Origin of the sequence: Streptosporangium sp. NBC_01755, assembly GCF_035917995.1 — a bacterium.
Taxonomy (GTDB): Bacteria; Actinomycetota; Actinomycetes; order Streptosporangiales; family Streptosporangiaceae; genus Streptosporangium.
This window is the reverse complement of sequence record NZ_CP109131.1, coordinates 2,856,633-2,878,871: the sequence shown is the minus strand read 5'-3', so window position 1 is coordinate 2,878,871 and position 22,239 is coordinate 2,856,633. Positions and strand designations below refer to the sequence as shown.

Annotated in this window: 24 protein-coding genes; 8 read left to right on the top strand and 16 right to left on the bottom strand. The window is 69.8% G+C overall.

Going from position 1 to position 22,239, the window contains the following annotated elements; all coding sequences use genetic code 11:
• Positions 1–88: 88 nt before the first annotated feature.
• The 7 genes from OG884_RS13225 (at position 89) to OG884_RS13195 (ending at position 8,910) form a co-directional block, all read left to right on the top strand.
• Positions 89–1,258: an efflux RND transporter periplasmic adaptor subunit gene (locus OG884_RS13225; RefSeq protein WP_326645473.1), complete on the top strand. Its 1,170-nt coding sequence runs from the start codon at positions 89–91 to the stop codon at positions 1,256–1,258.
• Positions 1,255–1,986, top strand: a complete 732-nt coding sequence (locus OG884_RS13220; RefSeq protein WP_326645472.1) for an ABC transporter ATP-binding protein — start codon at positions 1,255–1,257, stop codon at positions 1,984–1,986. The genes OG884_RS13225 and OG884_RS13220 overlap by 4 nt, the downstream gene beginning before the upstream one ends.
• Positions 1,983–3,248, top strand: coding sequence for an ABC transporter permease (locus OG884_RS13215; RefSeq protein ID WP_326645470.1), 1,266 nt, complete (start codon positions 1,983–1,985; stop codon positions 3,246–3,248). Before OG884_RS13220 ends, OG884_RS13215 begins: the two co-directional genes overlap by 4 nt.
• A 28-nt stretch (positions 3,249–3,276) precedes the next feature.
• Complete coding sequence (locus tag OG884_RS13210; RefSeq protein ID WP_326645468.1) at positions 3,277–3,930, top strand: hypothetical protein; 654 nt, start codon at positions 3,277–3,279, stop codon at positions 3,928–3,930.
• A 49-nt stretch (positions 3,931–3,979) separates the two neighbouring features.
• A complete protein-coding gene (locus OG884_RS13205; protein WP_326645466.1) occupies positions 3,980–4,696 on the top strand; it encodes a response regulator transcription factor in 717 nt (238 codons plus the stop codon).
• Between the two features lie 360 nt (positions 4,697–5,056).
• Positions 5,057–7,060, top strand: a complete 2,004-nt coding sequence (locus OG884_RS13200) for an ABC transporter (RefSeq protein ID WP_326645464.1) — start codon at positions 5,057–5,059, stop codon at positions 7,058–7,060.
• A complete protein-coding gene (locus OG884_RS13195) occupies positions 7,057–8,910 on the top strand; it encodes a GTPase (RefSeq protein ID WP_326645461.1) in 1,854 nt (617 codons plus the stop codon). Before OG884_RS13200 ends, OG884_RS13195 begins: the two co-directional genes overlap by 4 nt.
• Positions 8,911–8,999: 89 nt before the next feature.
• Here the strand turns inward: OG884_RS13195 and OG884_RS13190 are convergent, their stop codons facing one another.
• The 12 genes from OG884_RS13190 to OG884_RS13135 form a co-directional block, all read right to left on the bottom strand.
• Positions 9,000–9,479 (bottom strand): nucleoside deaminase, encoded by a 480-nt coding sequence (locus OG884_RS13190; RefSeq protein WP_326645459.1) that lies wholly within the window; start codon positions 9,477–9,479, stop codon positions 9,000–9,002.
• Positions 9,469–10,512, bottom strand: coding sequence for an acetamidase/formamidase family protein (locus OG884_RS13185; RefSeq protein WP_326645456.1), 1,044 nt, complete (start codon positions 10,510–10,512; stop codon positions 9,469–9,471). The genes OG884_RS13190 and OG884_RS13185 overlap by 11 nt, the downstream gene beginning before the upstream one ends.
• The gene (locus tag OG884_RS13180) at positions 10,509–10,904 is read right to left on the bottom strand and encodes an allophanate hydrolase-related protein (RefSeq protein WP_326645454.1); all 396 of its coding nucleotides are present in this window, start codon (positions 10,902–10,904) and stop codon (positions 10,509–10,511) included. Before OG884_RS13180 ends, OG884_RS13185 begins: the two co-directional genes overlap by 4 nt.
• A gap of 11 nt (positions 10,905–10,915) precedes the next feature.
• Positions 10,916–11,530 carry a GntR family transcriptional regulator gene (locus tag OG884_RS13175; protein WP_326645452.1) on the bottom strand — a complete coding sequence of 205 codons (615 nt, stop codon included), beginning with the start codon at positions 11,528–11,530 and terminating at the stop codon, positions 10,916–10,918.
• Positions 11,527–12,366 carry a hypothetical protein gene (locus OG884_RS13170; protein WP_326645450.1) on the bottom strand — a complete coding sequence of 280 codons (840 nt, stop codon included), beginning with the start codon at positions 12,364–12,366 and terminating at the stop codon, positions 11,527–11,529. Before OG884_RS13170 ends, OG884_RS13175 begins: the two co-directional genes overlap by 4 nt.
• A complete protein-coding gene (gene allB / locus OG884_RS13165) occupies positions 12,359–13,693 on the bottom strand; it encodes an allantoinase AllB (protein ID WP_326645448.1) in 1,335 nt (444 codons plus the stop codon). The genes OG884_RS13170 and allB overlap by 8 nt, the downstream gene beginning before the upstream one ends.
• A gap of 14 nt (positions 13,694–13,707) precedes the next feature.
• Positions 13,708–14,745: an ABC transporter substrate-binding protein gene (locus OG884_RS13160; protein WP_326645446.1), complete on the bottom strand. Its 1,038-nt coding sequence runs from the start codon at positions 14,743–14,745 to the stop codon at positions 13,708–13,710.
• Positions 14,742–15,518, bottom strand: a complete 777-nt coding sequence (locus OG884_RS13155) for an ABC transporter permease (protein ID WP_326645444.1) — start codon at positions 15,516–15,518, stop codon at positions 14,742–14,744. Before OG884_RS13155 ends, OG884_RS13160 begins: the two co-directional genes overlap by 4 nt.
• Entirely contained in the window at positions 15,515–16,249 is a 735-nt protein-coding gene (locus tag OG884_RS13150) for an ABC transporter permease (RefSeq protein WP_326645442.1), read from the bottom strand. The genes OG884_RS13155 and OG884_RS13150 overlap by 4 nt, the downstream gene beginning before the upstream one ends.
• Positions 16,246–17,040, bottom strand: a complete 795-nt coding sequence (locus tag OG884_RS13145) for an ABC transporter ATP-binding protein (protein ID WP_326645440.1) — start codon at positions 17,038–17,040, stop codon at positions 16,246–16,248. Before OG884_RS13145 ends, OG884_RS13150 begins: the two co-directional genes overlap by 4 nt.
• 554 nt (positions 17,041–17,594) lie before the next feature.
• Positions 17,595–17,939 carry a DUF1036 domain-containing protein gene (locus OG884_RS13140; RefSeq protein ID WP_326645438.1) on the bottom strand — a complete coding sequence of 115 codons (345 nt, stop codon included), beginning with the start codon at positions 17,937–17,939 and terminating at the stop codon, positions 17,595–17,597.
• Between the two features lie 2 nt (positions 17,940–17,941).
• A complete protein-coding gene (locus tag OG884_RS13135) occupies positions 17,942–18,151 on the bottom strand; it encodes a hypothetical protein (protein WP_326645437.1) in 210 nt (69 codons plus the stop codon).
• Between the two features lie 100 nt (positions 18,152–18,251).
• Here OG884_RS13135 and OG884_RS13130 point away from each other — a divergent pair, with 100 nt between their 5' ends.
• On the top strand, positions 18,252–18,434 hold the full coding sequence (locus tag OG884_RS13130; RefSeq protein WP_326645435.1) for a hypothetical protein: 183 nt from the start codon (positions 18,252–18,254) through the stop codon (positions 18,432–18,434).
• An 8-nt stretch (positions 18,435–18,442) separates the two neighbouring features.
• Here the strand turns inward: OG884_RS13130 and OG884_RS13125 are convergent, their stop codons facing one another.
• The 4 genes from OG884_RS13125 to OG884_RS13110 form a co-directional block, all read right to left on the bottom strand.
• Positions 18,443–18,727, bottom strand: a complete 285-nt coding sequence (locus OG884_RS13125; RefSeq protein ID WP_326645434.1) for a hypothetical protein — start codon at positions 18,725–18,727, stop codon at positions 18,443–18,445.
• 31 nt (positions 18,728–18,758) lie between these two features.
• On the bottom strand, positions 18,759–19,304 hold the full coding sequence (locus tag OG884_RS13120; RefSeq protein ID WP_326645432.1) for a hypothetical protein: 546 nt from the start codon (positions 19,302–19,304) through the stop codon (positions 18,759–18,761).
• Positions 19,301–20,368, bottom strand: a complete 1,068-nt coding sequence (locus tag OG884_RS13115) for a helix-turn-helix domain-containing protein (protein WP_326645430.1) — start codon at positions 20,366–20,368, stop codon at positions 19,301–19,303. The genes OG884_RS13120 and OG884_RS13115 overlap by 4 nt, the downstream gene beginning before the upstream one ends.
• Before the next feature lie 323 nt (positions 20,369–20,691).
• Positions 20,692–22,161, bottom strand: coding sequence for an AAA family ATPase (locus OG884_RS13110; protein ID WP_326645428.1), 1,470 nt, complete (start codon positions 22,159–22,161; stop codon positions 20,692–20,694).
• Positions 22,162–22,239 lie beyond the last annotated feature (78 nt).

Sequence of the window (22,239 nt, the reverse complement as noted above, 5' to 3'; positions counted from 1 at the left end):
TGCATCCTGAACGGTACGACGCGGTCTACAGGAAATCTTCAGCCTTCGCCGGGGTAGGCCCAAGCCTGGTACGCCAGGGTCGAGCGCTGTGAAGCTGTCGACCAAGCGCGGAGCGCTGATCGTGAACGGGGCCCTCGGGGTCCTGTTGCTGGGCGGAGCGGTGATCGCCTACTCCTCCCTCGGCGGCGAGGCATCATCCGCCGACGCCGCGGTGCGGACCGTGCAGGTGACCCGGGCCACGGTCACCGCCTCCGTCTCCGCCTCGGGGGCCGTGGCCAGCGCCCGCGCACGGGCGCTCGATTTCGCATCGAGCGGCACCGTCGAGAAGATCTACGTCAAGGCGGGGGACAAGGTCACCAAGGGCCAGATCCTCGCCAGGCTGGACGACGACTCGGCGCAGGAAAGCCTGGACGCGGCCGCCGCCGCCCTCGACACCGCGGACGACGACACCTCGACCGCCGCGGCCTACGCCCAGTACGTCACGGCCAGGAACACCTACCGGGCCGCGCGGCGCGCGGTGGAGGGCACGGTCATCAAGGCGCCGTTCTCCGCTACCGTCACCGCGGTCAACGGCACGGTCGGGGGCTCCTCGGGTGCGTCCGCCAAGGCCACCGGTAACGAGGGCAGCACGGGCAGTGCGGGCAACTCGGGCGGCTCCGGTGCCTCCGGCGGTACGTCGAGCGGCTCGGATGGCACGGGCGGTTTCATAGACATCGCCGACACCGGCGAACTCCAGCTCGTCGGCACCTTCACCGAGTCCGACGTCACCCGGCTCAAGGTCGGCCAGGCGGCGTCCATCGGGTTCGACGCGCTCAGCGGCGTCACCGCGGCCGGGAAGGTCATCCAGATCCAGCCGACTGCCACCACCAGCAACAACGTGGTCCAATACCCGGTGACGATCTCCTTCACCGAGGTGCCGGACGAGGTCAGGCTTGGCCAGACGGCCACGGTCGGGGTCGTCGTCGAGAGTGTGGAGGACGTTCTCGCGGTCTCCTCCACGGTGATCTCCACGACGGGCTCCCGCAGTACCGTGACAGTCCTGCGGGACGGGCGGCAGGTGCCCGTCCAGGTGGAGCTCGGGGTCAAGGGCGACATGCTCACCGAGATCAAATCCGGGCTGAACGAGGGCGACCAGGTGGTCCGCCCGGCTGCCACGGGGACCACCACCCAGCAGGGCGGAGGTTTCCCCGGCCTCGGCGGCGGGGGTGGTCGCGGCGGCGGCGGCGGTCTCGGCGGCGGGGGAGGAGCGGGCAGATGACCGTCCCCGTCCTCTCCCTGAAGGACATCACCAAGGTGTACGGCCGAGGAGACGCCGAGGTCCGGGCGCTGCGGGGCGTCTCGCTCAGCGTCGAGCGGGGCGACTACGTCGCCATCATGGGCGCCTCCGGATCAGGCAAGTCCACGCTCATGAACATCCTGGGCTGCCTGGACGTGCCCACCTCCGGCGACTACCACATCGACGGCACCGACGTCGGCTCACTGGACGAGCGCCGGCTCGCCGTGCTCCGCAACCGGAAGATCGGGTTCGTCTTCCAGTCGTTCAACCTCATCCCCCGGATGAGCGCGCTCGCCAACGTCGAGCTGCCCATGGCGTACGGCGGGGTCGGCGCCGCGGATCGGCGGGCCCGCGCCCTGGCGGCACTGGAGCAGGTCGGCCTGTCCGACCGGGTCCGCCACGAGCCGAACGAGCTCTCCGGTGGCCAGCAGCAGCGGGTGGCCGTGGCCAGGGCGCTGGTCACCGCGCCCGCACTCCTCCTCGCCGACGAGCCGACCGGCAACCTCGACACCGCCTCCACCGAGGACGTGCTGGGCATCCTCGACAGGCTCAGCGTCTCGGGCAGGACGATCATGATCATCACCCATGAGGACGATGTGGCCGCCCACGCCAAGCGGGTCATCCGCCTGGTGGACGGCCGGATCATCGAGGATCGCCGCCAGGCCTCCGCCGACGGTCTCCCGCCCCGAATGTCGGAGGTCACCAGGTGAGCCGGCTGGAGATCCTGCGGTTCGCGCTGCGCGGGCTGGCCGCGAACAAGCTGCGCAGCTTCCTGACCACGCTCGGCATCCTGATCGGGGTGGCGGCCGTGATCCTGCTGGTCGCCTTCGGCGAGGGAGCCTCGCAGAGCATCCAGCAGTCCATCCAGCGGCTCGGTGCCAACACCCTCACCATCTCGGCGTCCTTCGCCGGGGGTGGTGGTGGCGGTTTCGGCGGGGCCGGAGCGGGCCTGGCGGGAGGGGGCCAGAACAGCGGCCCGCGTACCCAGGCCAGGCCGCTCACCCTGGAGGACGCCAGGGCACTGACCGACCGCGAGCAGGTGCCCTCGGTACGGAGCGTGTCGCCGGTGGTGACCATGAACTCGGCCGCCGCGGTCCACGAGGGCGCCGGTCATACGATCGCGCAGCTCGTGGGCACCTACCCCAGCTACTTCGAGGCGACGAACAAGCCCGTCGAGAGCGGCACCTATTTCGTCAACGACGACGTGCTGGCCGCCAGGAAGGTCATGGTGATCGGGCGGACCGTGGCCGAGGGGTTGTTCGGCACCGCCGATCCGGTCGGCAGGCCGGTCAGCGTCTCCGGGGTGCCGTTCACCGTGATCGGGGTGCTCAAGGAGTCGGGCTCCACGGGCATGCAGGACGCGGACGACGTGGCAGTCGTGCCGCTGCCCGCCGTGCAGCAGAGCCTGACCGGGTTCGGCGCGCTCGGCTCCATCGTCGTGCAGGCGACCGGCGCGGACACCACCGACTCGGCGCAGGCCGAGGTGACCGCCGTACTCAACCAGCGGCACGGCATCACCCCGACGGGCACCGCGGACTACCGGATCCTGAACCAGGCCACCCTGCAGGAGACGGTCAGCTCGACCATCGGGATCTTCACCGCCCTGCTCGGCGCGGTCGCCGCCATCTCCCTGCTGGTCGGCGGCATCGGCATCACCAACATCATGCTGGTCACCGTCACCGAGCGGACCAGGGAGATCGGCATCAGGAAGGCCATCGGCGCGCCCAGGAGCGCCATCCTCGGTCAGTTTCTGCTGGAGGCGACGGTGCTGAGCCTGGTCGGCGGCCTGTCGGGTGTCGCGATCGCGTTCGCCGGTACCCGCTTCACGATCGCCGGGATCTCGCCGGTGCTCGTACCGTCCTCGATCGCGCTGGCCCTCGGCGTCTCCGTGGGCATCGGGCTGTTCTTCGGCGGCTACCCGGCCAACCGGGCGGCCAGGCTCCGGCCCATCGAGGCCCTGCGCCACGAGTGACCCGTACGGCTTAGGCAAGGAGAGAGACATGGGCGGCAACGCCGACGAGACGGTCCCGGCGGGGAGACCTCTGGAGAGCTCCCCGTTCCCGGGAGACCTGGACAGCGAGCTGGCGGCCCGGCCGCCACGCCGCCTGGCCACGCTCACCCTCGTGCTGGGCGCCGGGGTGATGCTCGTGGCAGGGGTGATCGTGGGTATCCAGGTGCAGAAGGCGGTGGGCGGTACATCCGGTCCGTCCGGTCCGGCCGGCGCCCCGGGAGCCGCGATGCGGCAGGGCACGGGGCCCGGCGGCTTCGGCGGCGGTCAGCAGGGCGGGCAGGGGGCGGGCCAGGGCGGGCAGGTTGCAGGGCCCGGTGGCTTCGGCGGCGGTCAGCAGAGCGGTCAGGGCGCGGGTCAGGGTGGTCAGGGCGCGGGTCAGGGTGGGAACGGTCCGGGCGGCGGTGGCCGGGGCGGCATGACCGTGGGCACCGTGCAGCGGGTGGACGGCGGGAAGGTCTACCTCCAGACAGCCGACGGATCCGTGGTGACCGTGAACACCACAGGCGAGACGTCCGTACGCCTCACGAAGGAGGGCAGGGTCGCAGACCTCAAGCCCGGCGGCACCGTGGTCGTACAGGGAGCCAGGGCCGAGGACGGCTCGGTCGCCGCGACCGCGATCAACGAGGGGGGCGGCCGACGGTGAGCAGGTTCCCAGGAAACGTTCAGCCTCGGCTGAGCTTCGTTCCAGAGAGGTGAGCGAGCCTCGGGGGGTGCTGGACAGTGTGGAAGCCCGATTGCTGGTCGTGGACGACGAACCGAATATCAGGGAGTTACTCTCGGCCAGCCTGCGACTCTCCGGATTCGAGGTGGTGACCGCGGCGGACGGACGGGAGGCCATGCAGTTCGCCGAGCGCATCCGTCCCGACCTTGTCGTGCTGGACGTGATGCTGCCCGACATGGATGGCTTCGCCGTGGCCGGGCGGCTGCGGGAGATGAGCGAGCAGATGCCCGTGCTCTTCCTCACCGCGCGGGACGGCACCGACGACAAGGTCGCCGGGCTGCGCGTGGCCGACGACTACGTGACCAAGCCGTTCAGCCTGGAGGAGGTCCTCGCCCGAATCCGGGCCGTGCTCCGGCGTACCAGGGGAGACCTCGACCTGCCCGTCCGCCTGCAGGTCGGCGACCTGGAGTTGGACGAGGAGGCGCACCAGGTCTGGCGGTCCGGCGTCCCGGTGCGGTTGTCGCCCACCGAGTTCAAGCTTCTGCACTACTTCATGGTCAACAGCGGCAGGGTGCTGTCCAAGGCGCAGATCCTCGACCACGTCTGGAACTATGACTTCGGCGGCGACGCCGGGGTGGTCGAGTCCTACGTCTCCTACCTGCGCCGGAAGGTCGACACGGCCGAGCCACGGCTCATCCACACCCTCCGCGGGGTGGGATACGTTCTGCGCCCCCCGCGCAATGATTGAATTTTCAGCCGATATTCAGCTCTACCTGACCTGATTCTGAGTTTTGTGTGTTCCAATAGACCCTGCATGACCCCCGATCGCCTCGGAACCATCCGATGGACTCGGGCTCGCCTCCAGCTGCGGGGGAGACGAGTCCGGCACGGTCCACGGCTGAGATCCGAGGGCTGCGCCCCACCGCTTTACCGAGTTCGCCCCCGTAACCCGGTCAGGCGGTGGGGCCAATTTCGTTTTGAGGGGTCCCGTAGGGCAGGGGCCGCGGTCCTGCGGCAGACGCCTTGGTCGTGACCTCACCTCCGGAACCGCGCAGAGCGGCGGGGCGATACGCGTCTAGAGGACATCCCATCGGGCAGGATCGACCGTATGGGCGACAACGACGGTCTGCTGGAGACGCTGCGAGAGTTGCGGCGACATCTCGACCGTGACCTGTTCCCCCTCACGATCGGTGACGTGGCGGCCGATCGCCGGGCACTGCGCGAGCTGACCGGCCAGCTCGACGACTATCTCATCCCCCGGCTGAGCGCCATCGACGCCCCGCTGCTCGCCGTCGTCGGCGGCTCCACCGGGGCAGGCAAGTCCACGCTGGTGAACTCCCTGGTCGGTGCGGACGTCTCCGAGCCAGGCGTGCTGCGGCCCACGACGATGGCCCCCACCTTGGTCACCAGTCCCGCCGACCGTGACTGGTTCACCGCCCAGAACATCCTGCCCGGCCTGCCCCGCGTCACCGGTAACGGCAGAGGAGAGCCCGGCACGCTCCGGGTCGTCACCGCCGGGGCACTCCCGCCGGGACTGGCCCTGCTGGACGCCCCCGACATCGACTCGGTCGTCACCGCCAACCGCGAGCTGGCCGCCCAGCTGCTCGCCGCCGCCGACCTGTGGCTGTTCACCACCACCGCCGCCCGGTACGCCGACGAGGTCCCCTGGAGCTTCCTGCGCTCGGCCAGGGAGCGGAGCACGGCCCTGGCCGTCATCCTCTCCCGGGTGCCGCCGGAGGCACTGAGTGTGGTGCGCAAGGACCTGGCCCGGCTGCTGGAGGCCAATGGCCTGGGCGGGACTCGGCTTTTCGAGGTGCCCGAGCTGGTGTTGCCCGAGGAGAACGCCCGGCTGCCGCGCCAGGCGGTCCAGCCGATCGCCGACTGGCTCACCACCATCGCCGCCGACTCCCGTTCTCGCGCCGACGTGGTGCGCCACACCCTGTCCGGCGCGCTGGAGAGCCTCTCCACCCGCGTTCCCGCGCTCGCCGGAGCGGTCGAGCGCCAGCACGCCGGGGCCGCCGAACTGCGCTCGATGGCTGATGCCGCCTACGCCGTGGGCCTCGCCTCCTTCGACGAGGGCATGCGGGACGGGTCGCTGCTACGGGGGGAGGTCCTGGCCCGATGGCAGGACTTCATCGGGACCGGCGACCTGATGCGCTCCCTGGAAAGCCGGGTCGGCCGGGTCAGGGACCGCCTCGTGGCGTTCGTCACCGGGCGGCCCGCGCCGGAGAGCGAGCTGCGGGTCGCGCTGGAGAGCGGGGTGGAGGCACTGATCAGGGCCTCGGCCGACGGTGCCGCCGAGCGCCTGATGGAGTCGTGGTCATCGCACCCGGCGGGACGCGCCCTGCTGGAGCGTGAAGGGGTCGCCACCGCGGGGCGTCTCGGCCGGGCCTCCGCCGACCTGCCCGCCAGGGCGCAGGAGGCGGTCAGGGGCTGGCAGTCGTACGTGCTCGACCTGGTCAGAAAGGAGGGGGCGGACAAGCGGACCACCGCCCGCATCACCTCGTTCGGACTCAACGGCGCCGGGCTGCTGCTGATGCTCGCGGTGTTCGCCTCGACCGGCGGCCTGACCGGCATCGAGGTCGGCATCGCCGGAGGCACCAGCGTGCTCAGCCAGAAGGTCCTGGAGGCAGTCTTCGGCGACCAGGCCGTCCGTACCCTCACCGTCAAGGCCCGTTCCGACCTGCGCGCCCGGGTGGCGATCCTCCTCGGTGAGGACGCCGACCGCTTCATCACCCTCCTGGACGCCGTCCAGCCCCCCGAGGGCACCGCCCCCGCCCTCCGTACCACCGCGGACGCGGTACGCGAGCACCTGCGCGAACTGCCCGTCGTGGACCGCCGGGCCGCTCTTTCGCCGGGCTCCGCCCCCGAAGGCGCGGGTTCCGCCGCGGTCGTACCTGATTCCCGGCAGCGGTCCGGTGTCCAGCGCCCGCCCGGCGGTGTCCAGCGCCCGCCCGGTGGCGTCCAGCGCCCGCCCGGTGGCGTCCAGCGCCCGCCCGGTGGGCACGGTCCGCATCCGCCCGACGGGTCCGACGACGTTCCACGTGTGAGTGGCGGGACCGATGACGGGGGGCCGCGCGCCACCGGCGCCGGAGAGGTGGGCGAGGCGTGAAGCTGCTGCGAAGGGAGAAGGCGGTCTCGCTGGACGACCGGCTGGCGGCGCTGGCACGGGCCGCCGACCTGGCCGACGGGCGGCTGGACGCCGAGGCGGTCGCCGTGGCGCGTTCGGTGGTCTCCCGCGCCGGGGTACGGGCAAGCCTGTCGGTCGACCACACCGCGGTCGCGCTGGCCGGAGCCACCGGCAGTGGTAAGTCCTCGTTGTTCAACCTGCTGTCCGGCACCTCGCTCGCCACGGTCGGGGTCACCCGGCCGACCACCTCGACCGCCCAGGCCGCCCTTTGGGAGGGCGGCGGGGCAGGACCGCTACTCGACTGGCTGGGTGTCCCCCGCCGTCACGAGCTCCTGGACACCTCAGGCTCGGCCGGTGTCACCCCCGAGAGGGATCGCGAGATCCGCTCCGCTGACGTCGCCCAGGAGGAGTTCGCCTCCGGGGAGCACGAGCTTCTCGACGTTCCCGGCTCCGGCGTCTCCGAGGGTGGTCGCGAGATCCGTTCCGCCGGTCCCGTCCCCGATGCTCCGGTGCCCGTCGGTCAGCCGTCCGGGATGGACGGGGAGGCCGCGGGGCTGATCCTGCTCGACCTGCCCGACCACGACTCGATCGAGCCCTCGCACCGGCTGGAGGTCGACCGGCTCGTCGAGCTGGTCGACCTGCTGGTCTGGGTGCTCGATCCGCAGAAGTACGCCGACGCGGCGGTCCACGACCGCTACCTCAGGCCGCTGGCCCGGCACCGGGAGGTCACGGTCGTCGTCCTCAACCAGATCGACCGGCTCTCCCCGGCCGCCGCCGAGCGGTGCCTGAAGGACCTCCGGCGGCTCCTCGACACCGACGGGCCGGCCGGGGTGCCGGTGATCGGGGTCTCCGCCCGCACCGGCGCGGGCATCCCCGAGTTGCGCTCCCTGCTCGCCTCCCGGGTCGCCAACCGGCGGTCCTGGGCCGCACGCCTCGCCGCCGACACCGGTATGGCCGCCGACGCGCTTGGAGAGGCGTCCAGCGCCACCACTCCAGGAGAGAACCTCTCGATGGACAATCTGGTGAAGCCGCTGAGGGACGCGCTGTCGGAGGCCGCCGGGGTGCCGGCCGTCGTCGAGGCCGTGGCCAGGTCCTACCGGCACCGCTCGATCGCCGCCACCGGATGGCCGCCCACCCGGTGGATCCGCCGCCTGCGGCCCGACCCGCTCCGCCGCCTCCGCCTGGACGCCACCAGCCGTGCCTCGGGGGAGTCGGGGGAGCAGGGAAACATTGAGGGGAACATCGTCGGGAGGACCTCGATCCCCGTCGCGACGGTCGTCCAGCGCTCCCGGATGGACAACGCGATCAGAGAGGCCGCGAGAAGCGCCTCGGCCGGGCTGCCCGCGCCGTGGACGGCGGCCGTGCGGCAGGCGGCGAGGTCACACGGGGACGAACTGGAGGACGGCCTGGACCGAGCGGTCGCCACCACCTCTCTCGGCGCCGCCCGGCGGCCCCTGTGGTGGCGGCTGGCCGGGCTGGCGCAGTGGCCGGCGCTGGCGACGGTGCTCGCCGGAGGGGCCTGGCTGCTCGCCCTGGTCGCCATCGACTACCTACGACTTCCGCAGCTCTACCTGCCGACGGCGGGAGAGCTGCCCTGGCCCACCACGCTGCTGATCGGGGGTGTCCTGCTCGGCCTGCTGATCGCGCTGCTCTCCCGGGTGGCCTCCTGGGCCGGCGGCCGGCGCCGCGCCCGCAGGGCGGCGAGGGCACTGCGGGAAAGCGTCGACCGGGTCGCCCGCGAGCTGGTGCTCGACCCGGTGGAGGAGGAGCTGTCCCGATACCACCGCTTCACCGAGGCGGTCACGCTGGCCAGGAACGGCACTCGCAGGTGAGGTGACTCCCAGAGGGCGTTGCGCGAGTTGATGTCCTTTTCGTCTTGTGGATTGGGGAAGGCGGGCCGGTCGGGGCGTTACCGGCGGGGTCAGCCGTGGGTCATCAGGCGTCGGTGGAGGGCACGTACCTCGTCGACGTACTGCTCCACCGGTCCCTCCGCCCGAACGTCGGGCGCCACCGCCTGGATGGGAAGCGGACTGACCGGGCTGGGTGGGGCGCCGCATTCCGTTCGCCACTGGCTGAGCTGCTTTCTGGAGGTGGCGTAGACGATGCGGCCGAGGCCGACCAGCGCATGCGCGGCCGCGCACATCGGGCAGTGCTCGCCCGAGGTGTACACCGTCACCGCGGCGCGCTCCTCGGGGGACAGGTTCGCCGCCGCCCACCGGACGATCGCGAGCTCCGGGTGGCGGGTGCGGTCGACGGCGTTCACCCGGTTGCGCTCCTCGAGCAGCACCTCACCCGTGGGGTCGGCGAGCACCGAACCGAACGGCTCGTCTCCGGCATCGAGCGCCTCGGCCGCAAGGTCCACGCAACGGCGCAGATGCCGCAGGTCAGTCTCAGTGATCATAAACAGGAGCCCTTTCTGGAAACCTGCCGACGCAGGGATCAGCGATCAGCGCCTTGGAGATGCGGCAGTGGACGCCCTGGGTGATGTCGACGACCTGTGTGAGGGCGAAGTCGCCTGCCCCGCTGAGATAGAGGTAAGCCTCGTCCGCGCTCATCCCGGTCACCTCGCGCAGCAGATGAACGGCCTGGCGTACGCACTGGCGCATGGCCTCGCCGAGATCCTCGTCCAGGCCGACCGTGATCCACGCGTCCGGCGTCTCCGCGAGCGGCCACGTCGTGGCCCCTGGGCCTGCGTCCGCGACCGACAGGCGTACGGTGGCGCGCAGCGAGCCTTCCAGAGCGGTGAGCGCGACCTCGCCGTTGCCTTGGGCGAAGTGCGGATCGCCCACGTAGAACCCGGCTCCCTCGGTCTGCACGGGCAGGTGGAGCGTGCTGCCCGCAGTCAGCTCGCGCAGGTCGAGGTTCCCGCCGTACGGCCCGGGCGGGATGGTGCCGAGCGCCTCCGGGCCGGCCGGGGTGACGCCGCACAGGCCGAGAAACGGCCGGACCTCGATCAGCGCCTCCCCGCCCCTGTGCGGGAAGACCGCGTAGCGTCCGTCGGGTGTCAGCGCGCAGAACCGGCTGACCAGCGGCTTGCTCGGCAGCTCACCGGGTAGGGCGCCGCGGCCGTGCCGGCTGGAGATCACCCCGTACGGCACGCGGGGATCGAAGTCCAGGAACTCCCCCCGTAGCCAGTCCCCTGGCCGCGCCTGCCGTACGCGCACCGGGCCCAGCACGAGATGCGGGCCCAGTGTCGGGCCGAGCCCGGAGGCGGCGATCTCGGCCGCTTCGGCCAGCACTCCGTCGGCGGGCACGCCGAACGCGCCGAAATAGGAGACCGGGTCGCGCCCCTGGTCGGGCATCAGCCCCTCCTGCGACACCGTGTCGAAGACGACCACGTCGCCGCTGTCGACTTCCAGGACCGGCGGGGTCCGCTCGGTGGGAAGCGCGCCCCAGGAGACTGTGCCGGGTGCGCAGCCCAGGTGGTGCCTCATCGCTCGGCCCGCTTGGCCAGGTACTCCCGCCAGCCGCCCGGCTCGGTGATCTCGGTGACGCCTGGTAGGCCCGCCGGGTCCGACCGGCAGACCATGCTGAGCGAGCTCCGGCCGTCCTCCAGTTCGATGACGGTGAGCTCCAGCTCGGCGGGTTCCCTCGGCAGGAGCCGTTCGCGCAGGTCGGCGTAGGAGATCTCGTAGATCTCCCCGGGCACCCCCCAGCCGCCGGGGCCGGCCGGCAGCAGGCCGGGGAAGGTGTCGTGGAAGGAGAAGAACCGGTAGCGAGGTGCAGTGCGCACCTTCCCGCTGAAGCGGGCCATGGCCAGGGCGTCGTTCAGCTCTCCGCCGCTCATCGCCTGGCCGTTGACGAACATGGTGACGTGATGGTCCATGAAGGACGCTCCTATAGCGTGGAGTTGCCGTGCCCGCGCAGCGCGTGTACGCGTACGGCGGTGACGGCGCGTTCGGCGTTGCCGCTGGACAGGTCGTCGAGCAGGGCCCGGTGCTGGGACACCGGCTCGTGCCCCGACTGCTGGACGTAGTCGTCGGAGGGGTACAGGAACGCCTGACGTTCCAGGAAGCCCGAGGTGATCGTGGAGAAGGCCGCCCGGTTGATCGCCATGTGCAGGTCGAGATGGGCCATGGAGAATTGCGGGCCGGCGATGCCGTGCTCCTCCAGCGCCTGCCCCAGCGGATCGAGCAGGGCGTACAGCGGCGCCCAGTCCACCAGGTCCGCCTTCTCCGCCAGGAGGCCGGCGGCCACCTGGTCGAACGCCACGCGCAGCAGGTGCATCTCTCCTCTGGCCGCGGCGTCCAACTCGACCACGGTGAGGTGGCCGCGGCGCACCCGCTGGACGAGACCGTCGCTGGCGAGCCGCTGCAACGCCTCGCGGATGGGGGTGCGGCTGACACCCAGTTCCTCGGCGATCTGTTCCTCGACCAGGCGGGTGCCGCCGGTGTACTCACCGGTGGTGATGCGCTGGCGCAGGTAGCGGTAGACCCGTTCGCGTGCGGTCACCGTGCCTGTGCCTCCGCCCGTGCTTTGACCAGGGCCGCGCGGCAGGCGTTGGTCACCCGCTGCATGTACGTGCCGGACATGACACTCATCCCGGCGCGCAGGGCCATGCCCTGAAGTGCGGAGGTGCGGTTGTTCAGGTCGAACAGGCGCCCGCCCGGCGCGGCGATCGCCTCGAACGGGAAGGCGAACGGGGTCCGCTCGGAGTCCTCGGTCTCTCCCCAGGTCGTGGTGTTGACGATCAGGTCGGCCGGCCGGTCCAGGTCCGCGGGGGCGACGGCCTCGGCCCCGTACCTCTCCGCCCAGGCCGCCAGGGCGGCGGCGTCGCGCGCGCTGCCCACCAGTCGCGCCCGCGGCCAAGCCCGCCGTACGGCGTGCGCGACGGATCCCGCCGAGCCGCCCGAGCCGAGCACCAGCACGCCGGCCGGGTCGTGACCGGCGAGCAGGGTGTCCATCGCGGCCCAGGCGGCCCAGCCGTTGGTGTTGACGCCGGTCAGGTAGCCGCCGTTCCTGACGATCGTGTCGATGACACCGGTGGCCGATGCGGTGGGGGTGATCTCGGTGACCAGCTCGGACACCGCCTTCTTCCAGGGGCTCAGCACGAGGGCGAGGTCCCAGTCGCCGGCGGCGACCAGGTCGTCCGGCGAGGGGTACGCCAGGGCGGAGGTGACCTTGATCTCCAGCCGCTCCATGGCGTCGTGCAGCAGGCCGCCGGACACGGCGTGTGGGGCGGTCGTGCCGATGCCGGCGAGCGAGGCGGCCAGCGGGCCGGGGGCGCCGTGGGTCAGGCCGGACTCCGTGAGACAGCGGTCGACGGCGCGGCTCAGGTTGTCACGCACGGGGCCGCACCTGCCGTCCCACCGGGCCGCCGACGATCTCGCCGCGGTCGAAGACACGGTGGCCGCGCACATACGTGCCGACGACGGCACCGGTGACCTTCCTGCCTTCGTACGGCGTGACTCCGTGCGCGGACTTCAGCTCAGCACCCGTGATCACGGTTTCCGCGTGGGGGTCGACCAGCACCAGGTCGGCGTCGTATCCGGGGGCCACCTTGCCCTTCCCCGGCATCGACCAGCGCCGGGCCGGTGCGTAGGAGGTGACCCGGACGACGTCCTCGACGCTCATCCTGCCCTCGGCGGCGGCGGTCAGCAGCAGCGGCAGCATGGTCTCCACTCCGACGAATCCTCCGTGCGCCTTCCACACGTCCGGCTCCGCCTGCTCGGCGGCGGTGTGAGGGGCGTGGTCGGTGGCGATGACGTCCACGTCTCCCTTGGCCACCCCGTCCCACAGCGCGGCCATGTCCGCGGCCGGCCGGATCGGCGGGTTGAGCTTGATGAGGTTGCGATGCGTGTCATAGGCCGAATCGTCGAAATGCAGGTGGGCGACCAGCACTTCGACGCTGACCCGGTGCCCCTGGGCGCGCAGGTCGCGGACCCGCTGCAGGCCCGCCCCGGTCGACAGGTGGTGGATGTGCGCCTTGGCGCCGGCCGCGCTCGCCAGCGTGACGAACCGGGTGACCGCCTCGACCTCGACGAACTCCGGCCGGCTCTCCAGATGGGCGCGTGGGTCGGTACGGCCGGCGGCCTTCAGCCGCTCGATGAACAGGCGCAGCAGGTGGTCGTTCTCGGCGTGCGCGCCCACCACCAGGCCCGCCGCCGCGGCGGCCTCGAGCCCTTTGAAGATGGAGGCGTCGTCGGGGCAGCGGTTGTCGCCGGTGGTCTGGCCCATGAACAGCTTGAAGCCCATGGCGCCGAGCTCGGCCATCTTGGTCATCTCCGCCGCGTTGTCCTGGCCGAGCATGCCGTACAGGCCGAAGTCCACGTATGCCTTGCCGGAGACCAGGTCCAGCTTCTCCTGGAAGCCGGCCGCGGTCGCCACGGGCGGCACGGTGTTGGGCATGTCCACGACAGTGGTGACGCCGCCCGCGGCGGCGGCCCTGGTGCCGCTGGCGAAGTCCTCCTTCTCGGTCATGCCCGGCTCGCGGAAGTGGACGTGCACGTCCACCAGGCCAGGCAGGACCAGCAGGCCGGTGGCGTCGACGGCGGGCACGCCGGAAGCCGCCAGCCGCTCGCCGACCGCGACGATCTGTCCACCTGCGACCGCGACGTCGTGGTGGTGGCGGCCGTCGTGGGAGACGACGGTCCCGCCGGTGATGACGAAATCCATGTTCTGCTTGCCTCTCAGTTCTTGACGGTCGCGGCCAGGGCGGGGTCGGCTTGGTAGATCTCGCGGATAGGGCCGAGGTCGAACAGCCGGTCCACGGTGAGCTTCAAGCCACCGGCGTTGATCGCTTCGACGTTGCTCTCCGCCTGCTCGTCGGTGAGCGAGATGAGCTGCTGGGCGGGCTCCCCGCTGCGGATGAGGTCGTTGCCCGCCTTGCAGCAGTCCAGGGTGGCCGCGGGGTTGAGTTTGAGGTCCTTGCCGTACTCGTTGACGGTCAGGTCGGTCGCGTACTGCGGATCGGCGAGCACCTCACGCCAGCCCTTGATCTCGGCGCGCAGGAACGCCTTGACCTTGTCCCTGTTGCTGTCGAGGTTCTCCTGCGTGGTGACGTACGTCTGGCCCACCAGTGGGAAGCCCACGTCGGCCAGGAGCATCGTGGTGATGTCGTGCCCCAGGTGTCTCAGGTCGATGACCTGGCTGTTGATGAACCCGAGGTACCCATCGATCTCCCCCTTCGTTATGCCGATGGGGTTGCCCTGGACCGGCACGGTCTTGATGCGGGACTGGTCGAGCCCCCGCGCCGCCAGGAACGTCCGCCACACCGGCTCGCTGGAGGAGGCGCAGCCGATGGTCTTGCCGTACAGGTCCTCTGGGGTCTTGATCGGGTTGTCGGTCATCGACATCACGCAACCGGCGTAGCGGGTGTAGACCGCACCGATGATCTTCAAGGGCGCGCCCTTGGCGACCGCCGCGCCGACGATCGGCACCTGAGAGACCCCGGCGAAGGTACGGCTGAGCACGTCGGACTCGATCGGCGGCGCCGTGGGCCCGCCCGCGACCAGTTCGCTGCCGCCGAACCCCTCCGCCCGGTAGTAACCCTTCTTGTCGGCCACGTAGCTGCCGGCGAACTGGGTGTTCTTGATCCAGGCGAGCCGCTGGGTCGCGATCCCGTACCTGGCCGCGCCGGCGGCGGGCTCCCGCCCGCTTCCGCAGCCCGCCAGCAGTAGTGGGGACGCGGCGGTGGCCATGAGGAACCGGCGCCGGGCAAGGGTCATGACGAACTCCTAAGACGGGATTGGACCAGGGTCTCGACAAGGGCGAGCAGTTGGTAGACGGCGATGCAGACCACGGTGAGCACGACGACGGACGCCCACAGGCGGTCGAACTGGAACTCGTTGGCGTCGCGCATCATCTGCCCGCCCAGCCCGGCGCCTGAGGCCAGCCACTGGGCGAGCAGCGCGCCGACGATCGCGGTGGTGACGGAGATGCGCGCGGCGGTGAACCAGGTTGGCACGGCGTGCGGCAGTGCGACCTTGGTGAACGCGGTCCAGGCCGTGCCGCCGTACGCGCGGCACAGGTCGAGTCCGGCCACCGGTGCGGAACGGATACCGTGCAGCATGGTCAGCAGCGCGGGGACGAGGACGATCGCGGCGCCGATGACCGCGGTGCCTGCTTCCTCCCGCCCGAAGACCAGCACAATGATCGGGGCGACCGTCACCATCGGAATGGCCCGCATTGAGGCCAGGGCCGGCAGGAACATCCTCTCTGCGACGCCGGAGAAGTAGAACAGCAACGCGATCGCCGTGGACAGGCCGAGCCCGGCGGCGAACCCCAAGGCGGCGTCTGCCAGCGTGCGCCCGAGCAGCGGCCACATCGCAGCCCGGTTGGCCGGGCTCGTCAGATACGTCCACACGTCCAGCGGCGTCTTGGCCACGAACGGGCTGACGTCCACCACGGCGAGGAACGCGGTCCACACCACGACGACTGCGATGACGGTGCCTGCCAGGACGAGCAGCCCACCCGCCGCTCTCTTCACCACAGGGCTCATCGGGACGCCTCCGTCCACGGGGTGGCCAGGCGCTCGACGGCGGCGAGGGCGAGGAAGGCCATGATGGTCAGCAGGCTCGAGACCAGCGTGATCCCCCAGGTGCGGACGACGTCCGCGGCCTGCTGGGCGACCATCAGGGCGGCGCCCAGACCGCGTTCCTGGCCCATGAACTCGCCGATGATCGTGCCGAGCACGGCGGCCGGCACCGCGATCTTCAACGCGGTGAGCACACTCGGCAGCGCCGACAGCAACTGCACCTTGCGCAGTACGGCGAACCGCCCGCCGCCGTAGGCGCGCACCAGGTCTTCGCTGGTTCGGTCGGACAGGCGCAGCCCGTTCACCGTACTGACCAAGGTGGTGAAGAAGACCGACACCCCCGCCATGACCACGCACGCCGTCGGGCCGTTGAAGACCGCGGCCAGGATCGGCGCGATCGCCACCAGCGGGATGCAGGCGGAGGCGATCCCGATCTGCAGGATGAGCTTCTCCAGCCAGGGCAGCACGATCACCAGGGCGGCGCATCCGATGGCGGCCAGGTTGCCCCACAGGTAGCCGAGCAGGGCCGAGCCGAGCGTGGCCGGCACGTGCAAGGTGTAGAAGGCGACGCCGTCGGCGATCACCCCGGCGACGATCTCGGTGGGCGGCGCGATTCCCGGGCCGAGCAGCCCTAGCCCGCCCAGCACCTGCCAGGCGACCACGATGATCGCGGCCCCGGTGAAACGCACGATCATCCCGGGTCTCCCGCGTAGACCGCCTGGCCGAACAGGATCGCCGACAGGTGGTCCACGTAGGCGTGGAACTCCGGCGTGCGCGACAGCTCCGGCGGGCGTGGCCTGGGCAGATCGATGGGCACGACCTCCCTGACCCGGCCCGGCCTGGCGCTCATCACCACGACCCTGTCCGAGAGGAACACCGCCTCGGCGATGCTGTGCGTCACCATGAGCGTCGTCGCCGGCCGCTCCGTCCAGATGCGCAGCAGCTCGCCGTTCAGGTTCTGCCTGGTCATGTCGTCCAGCGCGCCGAACGGTTCGTCCAGCAGCAGCACCCGCGGCTTGACGACCAGGGCGCGGGCGATCGCCACCCGCTGGCGCATGCCGCCGGAGAGCTGGTGGGGCCGGGCGTTCTCGAATCCCGACAGACCGACCAGGTCGATGAGCTCCTGAACGAAACCCTCCTCCGCCGTGCCTCTGCCGATCTCCAGCGGCAGGCGGATGTTCGTCCGCACCGACCGCCATGGCAGCAGCGCGCTGTCCTGGAAGGCGATGCCCAGGTGGTGGCGACCGCGCATCTCGGCCGGGGTCTCACCGTGCACCAGCACCCCACCGGAGGTCGGCTCCTCCAGCCCCGCCAGAATCCGCAGGATCGTGCTCTTCCCGCACCCGGACGGCCCCAGCAGGGAGACGAACTCCCCCTCTCCGGAGCGGATGTCGACCCCGTCGAGCGCCACCACCTCCCGGGGGCGCGTTGTGAAGGATTTGGTGAGTTTCTCGATGTGGATGCCGGGCGCTGTCGATGCGTCCATGCGTGCTCCTCGATCTCCTGGATCCGAACTTGGATCCAAAGGCGTGAGACCGAACGTAGGAGCGAGGTGTTACGCCTGTGGAACGGTCAGGGCGCCCCGTGCGTTACTGCTTCCGCACTCCGCCGATCGCCGGTCGTCAGGCATCGCACCCGGCCACTGCGCCGCCTGTGCGGCTCTGGAACAGGCCCGTCATGCGTGACTCGATCGCGGGGGGATGATCCAGCCGGTGCTGGATCGGGCAGCCGATGAGCACACCCGGCACCGTCGCAGCGTGGAGGCCCCGTCGTTCACGGTGGGGAGGAAACGGCTCTCGTCCGAGGCCGGAGGGGGCGACACCCTTCGCCTGCCCGGCATGGGTCTCGATGCGTGGGGGCAGGGAGCGGTCCGGCGGCGTGCGTTTCCCGGTGGATGTTCTGGGGGCGAGCGCCTCCCGGTAGAAGGGGACGGACCCGGAGAAGGGGATCGGTGTCCGTCACGCAGGAGGCGCTCAGTTGGGTCCTCACCGCGAGGCCGGACCGGTCGGTGCCGGTCGGGACGTCAGGTGAGGGGACGGATCAGGCGACGAGGTTGACGTAGTACGTGGAGTAGCCGTTCATGTCGATCAGACGGGTGCCGACGCGCCTGGCAGCGGTGCTGCCGATGTTGATGCAGGAGTCGAAGGCGTTCTGATAGACGTACATCGGGCCGTAGGGGCCGGTCCAGACGGCCCCGTTGGCGGCCTCGGCGTAGTAGGCGGCGTAGCGGTTGTTGGTGTTGAGGACGAACGCCTCACCGCCCGGATCGATGGCCCACCAGCCCCGGGTGCCCCACTGGCCGTAGTCGCGGCAGCCGTCGGGGCTGTAGAACATGATCGCGACCCACACCTTGGAGGTGTAGCGGTTACGGAAACGCAGCTGCATGTCTACTCCTCCGCTTCCGTGAATCGCAGGGCGAGGGGCCTGTCGTCAAGCGCCTCGCCGGCCACCGGGGGAAGGTGGTCGTCGCTCTTCGCGACGACCGCGACGCGGTCGGCCGCTCCCGGCCGCTCGTTCGACTCTCCCGTGCTGGCCGCCGTGGCGTCCGCGAACGCCACCCGGGGGTCCGGGGGATGTTCGGTGCCGTTGTCCGGCATGGTTGCTCACCTACATTCGTTTGAGTGCGTAGGGTGATCTAGCGACAACATACAGTCACAGTCAAGGTCGTGTAAAGAATAGTTTTCAATTCCACGGTGGGTGCGCCGCTGGACCGGGCTCGACAAGACGGCGGATCTCGGAGCGGGCCGGAGCGGGCATGCCTACGACATCCCGGTCCTGGAACTGGACGATGAGTCCTCGGACGCACGGAAGGTGGTGGCGGCCCGCTGCGCCGAGGCTCTGGACCGGGACGGATGCGACCTCCGCGGCTTCTCCGTCTGATGTGCCCGCTATGACCGGGGCGCGCCGTACCAGCGCCAGGTGGTGAGGCGCGGGCGCCCGGGAAGTTCGGCGCGGCTGGTGGCCCACAGCAGAGTCGGCCAGGGGTCCGTGCTCTGCGGGGCGTCCGGGAAGAGCCGGACGAGCACCCGCGAGCACAGGTCGGCGGGCGGGGTCCAGGTGAGCCCCAGCCCCTCGGTCAGATCGTGGGTGTGCACCAGGGTCTCCACGATCCCCATCGCGGCGAAGCCCTCCGGGTCCGACGTCCCGTGCACGTGGTGGGCATCGGTCGTCAAGGCGTGAAAGTGCTGCTTTGCTCGCCAAAGATCAATAGAGCCCATGACGGCGGGCGTAAGGGCCGAACGTCGCACCTGAGCATGGTAGCCGCATGCCCGTTGCCTTGAGCGTATCGACGATGTTGCCCGCTCCCACCTCGCTGAGCTTGCCGTCCCGGCAGGCGATTGCGAGCAGCCACACGGTTCCGTGAACCTTCAGGCCGAAGTTCCTGCCCACCGCCACAGCCTCTCGATCGTCGGTGATCGCGATTCCACCGCAGAGTTCGGCCGCCGAGAACACGCTGGCTTCGCCGAGGTTCCGTTCTGAGGAGCCAATCCGCTGCGACCATTTCGCGAAACATCTGATCTCCTGCAGTGAGTCCAGGCGTGCGACACCAAGCCAGTCCGAATCCAGCACGTTCAGCAGGGCAGGATGTTCGGTAACCCCCGCACGCAACTCCTCCCGTACGACATGGGTTGTCAGGCAGTTTCTACCGATGAGGAGATCACGTAGAACGTCCAGGCGTTCGGCGCGTGCGAAGTGGTTGAGGCACATCGCGTCGAACACCAGGGCGAGATCCGGTTCGGGAGGGATCAAGGTTCGAGGTCCGGTTCCTCGCGGGTGGGGAGGTCTGACTCCACGATCTGGCCACGCATGAGTTCCACGGCACGGGATGTGGTTATCCGGCTCTTCTTCCATGCCTGCAGCACGGCGTGAGCGTACCCCGGCGGCACGCGCACCGCTTGGAGATCAGGCTGTGGCGTCCAGCCCACGGCCTCCATGAGTTCGGCGCGCGTTGGATTCTTCCGTCGCAGATCCCTGGCGTCCCTGCCCAGGACTCCGGCTGCGACCGCTTGGCGGATGGCCAATGACCAGGATATTCGGTATTTGGCGGCGAGGACTACGAGGGGATCTCGTAAGGAACCCTCGTTTCCCGAATAGCCGTTCAGCACAGATTCGATGGGAAGAAGAAGTTCTGCGGCGAAAGCGTCGATCACCAGTTCTCTTTCGGCGCGAGAGGTGTGGACGCCCAGATCCGCCGAGTACTCATCGCCGATGATCATGTGACCCAGTTCGTGAGCGGCGGTCGCTCGACGTCTTCCGGGATCCCCCTGGCTGCTGACGACCGCCACGGCGATTCCGTCCTCGATCAGAGAGGCTCCGTCTCCCGGCGTGTCGACCACCGCCACCAGTTGGCCGAGCCCTTCGCAGACGCTCATCAGCGAACTGATCGGATCAATTCCAAGGCCAAGTTTCTGCCTGGCCCACCTGGCCGCTTGGCGGGCGATCTCGACGTTCTCCACGGCACCGTGGAATTTCTCGGGCGTAGGAGGAGCAAACTCTTGTAGCTCGACAAGTTGCCGGACATCGTCAAGCCACGTCGCCAGAGCTGCTTCAAGCTGGTAAGACTGGCGGGCGGCGTCCGTTGCCGGGTCGTCGATGAGTTCGGTACGACGCGATACGACTGCCGGAGGCCGGCGCAGGAAATGCGTCAGAGGAACGCCGAGAACCGACGACAGCCTTGCCAGTTCAAGGGCGTCCACCCGTCGGGTACCCGCTTCGATCTTGGCGACCATCGTACGGTCCAGGTTCATGGCCGATGCGAGCTGCTCCTGGGACATGTCAGCCGCAACGCGGCATTCGCGGACGCGATCGCCCACGTCTGCCCACTCTCCGACCTCTCTCATAGTGCGATAATCGCACGTGGGCTGGTCAGGGACGAGGTGGCCCGGCATTGCCGCAGCCAATCGTTACCTGCGGTGATCTTTTTTGGTGGTTTTGCGAGTCTGTACGGGGCAAAGACAGACGGAGTCATTCCGCGAGGCGCGCTCACGCTCCGGACGACGAACCTGAGGTTGTTCCGCCTGGGCCAGATCGGGTGATTGAAACCGGGGGAGGCGTGGAGCCACCGCGTTGAACCCAGAAGCGCCTCTCGGTGAACCTGTCCTTCAATACGGAAGTGAAGGACAGAGCATCGAGAAACTCAGGCACCCTCGTAGAGACGAGTCAGATCAATGAGTTGTACGTCCGTGCGGCTCTGCGCGGTTTCCCGCAGTTGGGGCATGAAGCCGGCGGCGCTGAACAGCAGAAGCCGGGTGCCGGGGGTGGCGCGGTCGTCGCGACGGATGAGCAGTTCACGGAGGCGCTCAAGGCGTTCAAGGTGAGCGCGGCCGATGACGTCGCCGTACTTCGCCTCACCGATCGCGAGGATGACCTCTTTACCCTCGCTGTCACGTCCGAAGACCACCACGTCGATTTCGTGGCTGCTCCTGGCCGCAGGGTCGGGCAGGATCCCGGAGGCGACACGGGTGCGCAGACCGCCGAGAGTTTCGGAGTGGGCATACCAGAGTGTCCAGGTGCGGGCGAGGTGTTCGAAGTGCGGACCGAGGACCTTGCTGCGGAACGCCGTCTGCGAACGGTCCCAGACCTGCTCGGCATAACCGGGACGCTCCAGGTCGGTCCACTCCGGCCGCATGATCGCGTGGTAGAAGCTGAGGATGGGTTCGGTGATGCGGTAGGTGGAACGCTTGCCATGGAAGGCATCCGGATCCCGGGCGATCATCCCGACGTCTTCCAGGAGCGTCAGGGAATGGCTCAGATCAGTGGATTTGCGACCGAGGTATCCGGCAATGCCGCCGCGGGTGTGGTTGCCGTTCGCGATCGCCGACAGAACACCGTGGTACAGGGCGACGTCCCGTAGCTCCGGCTCTTCGGCGAGGAGGAACCTGGCTTCACGGAACAGGGGCCGGCCCGGGTTGAGCACGTTGCGAACAACCCACGGTCCGAAGTCCTCGATTCCGCTGGGGACGTCGCCAAGGGTGAACTCGCGCCGGTAGGCGGGAGTGCCGCCGACGACCGCGTTGACGAGCAACGCGAGGGCGGGGTCGACGATGTCCCAGAAATCCCGGGCCAGCCGGTAGTCAAGGGTGGAGACCACCAGCTCCAGACTCGCCCGGCCGCGGAGCGGCGCGGTTCCCGCGAGCAGTGATCCCATGAAGGAGAGCACCGACCCGCAGAGCAGGAGCCGTACCGCACTGCCCTGACGCTGTCCCTGAGGGCCGAGAGCCCGTTGGATCAGGGAGGGAAGCCGCGGAGAGGCTCTGACCAGATAGGGAAACTCGTCAATGACCACCGGGGTCGGCCCGGTGGCGGCGATGGTCATGAGGAACTCGACGGCTTCATCCCAGTGCGTGAACCTGCGAGGGACCGGTTCACCGAGATGGCGGGCGAGTGCCGTGCCGAACTGCTGGAGAGACTCGGCCTCGGTCGCTTCGGTCGCGGCGAAGTAGAACCCTCCCGTCGCCCGGCAGACCGCGTCTAACAGGAAGGTCTTACCTTGACGACGCCGCCCGGACACCACGCCCAGCGTCGCCTCCGGCCCCGGGTAGCGGACGAATCGCGACAGCTCCGACCACTCGTAGTCACGGTCGAACATCTCTACGGGCTTGTCCATGATCATCTCTATCAATGAGGAGGATGTTTATTATAAGTCAACTCATCATCGGCTCTCAGGGATGGGACAGGGATGAGA

Bases quoted from the DNA above. Each gene is read 5' to 3' on its own strand.
- OG884_RS13210 (WP_326645468.1), top strand. From the start codon at position 3,277: ATGGGCGGCAACGCCGACGAGACGGTCCCGGCGGGGAGACCTCTGGAG.
- OG884_RS13155 (WP_326645444.1), bottom strand. From the start codon at position 15,518: ATGAGCCCTGTGGTGAAGAGAGCGGCGGGTGGGCTGCTCGTCCTGGCA.
- OG884_RS13140 (WP_326645438.1), bottom strand. From the start codon at position 17,939: ATGCAGCTGCGTTTCCGTAACCGCTACACCTCCAAGGTGTGGGTCGCG.
- OG884_RS13135 (WP_326645437.1), bottom strand. From the start codon at position 18,151: ATGCCGGACAACGGCACCGAACATCCCCCGGACCCCCGGGTGGCGTTC.
- OG884_RS13145 (WP_326645440.1), bottom strand. From the start codon at position 17,040: ATGGACGCATCGACAGCGCCCGGCATCCACATCGAGAAACTCACCAAA.
- OG884_RS13150 (WP_326645442.1), bottom strand. From the start codon at position 16,249: ATGATCGTGCGTTTCACCGGGGCCGCGATCATCGTGGTCGCCTGGCAG.
- OG884_RS13200 (WP_326645464.1), top strand. From the start codon at position 5,057: ATGGGCGACAACGACGGTCTGCTGGAGACGCTGCGAGAGTTGCGGCGA.
- OG884_RS13180 (WP_326645454.1), bottom strand. From the start codon at position 10,904: ATGGACCATCACGTCACCATGTTCGTCAACGGCCAGGCGATGAGCGGC.
- OG884_RS13185 (WP_326645456.1), bottom strand. From the start codon at position 10,512: ATGAGGCACCACCTGGGCTGCGCACCCGGCACAGTCTCCTGGGGCGCG.
- allB (WP_326645448.1), bottom strand. From the start codon at position 13,693: ATGGATTTCGTCATCACCGGCGGGACCGTCGTCTCCCACGACGGCCGC.
- OG884_RS13160 (WP_326645446.1), bottom strand. From the start codon at position 14,745: ATGACCCTTGCCCGGCGCCGGTTCCTCATGGCCACCGCCGCGTCCCCA.
- OG884_RS13110 (WP_326645428.1), bottom strand. From the start codon at position 22,161: ATGGACAAGCCCGTAGAGATGTTCGACCGTGACTACGAGTGGTCGGAG.
- OG884_RS13190 (WP_326645459.1), bottom strand. From the start codon at position 9,479: ATGATCACTGAGACTGACCTGCGGCATCTGCGCCGTTGCGTGGACCTT.
- OG884_RS13220 (WP_326645472.1), top strand. From the start codon at position 1,255: ATGACCGTCCCCGTCCTCTCCCTGAAGGACATCACCAAGGTGTACGGC.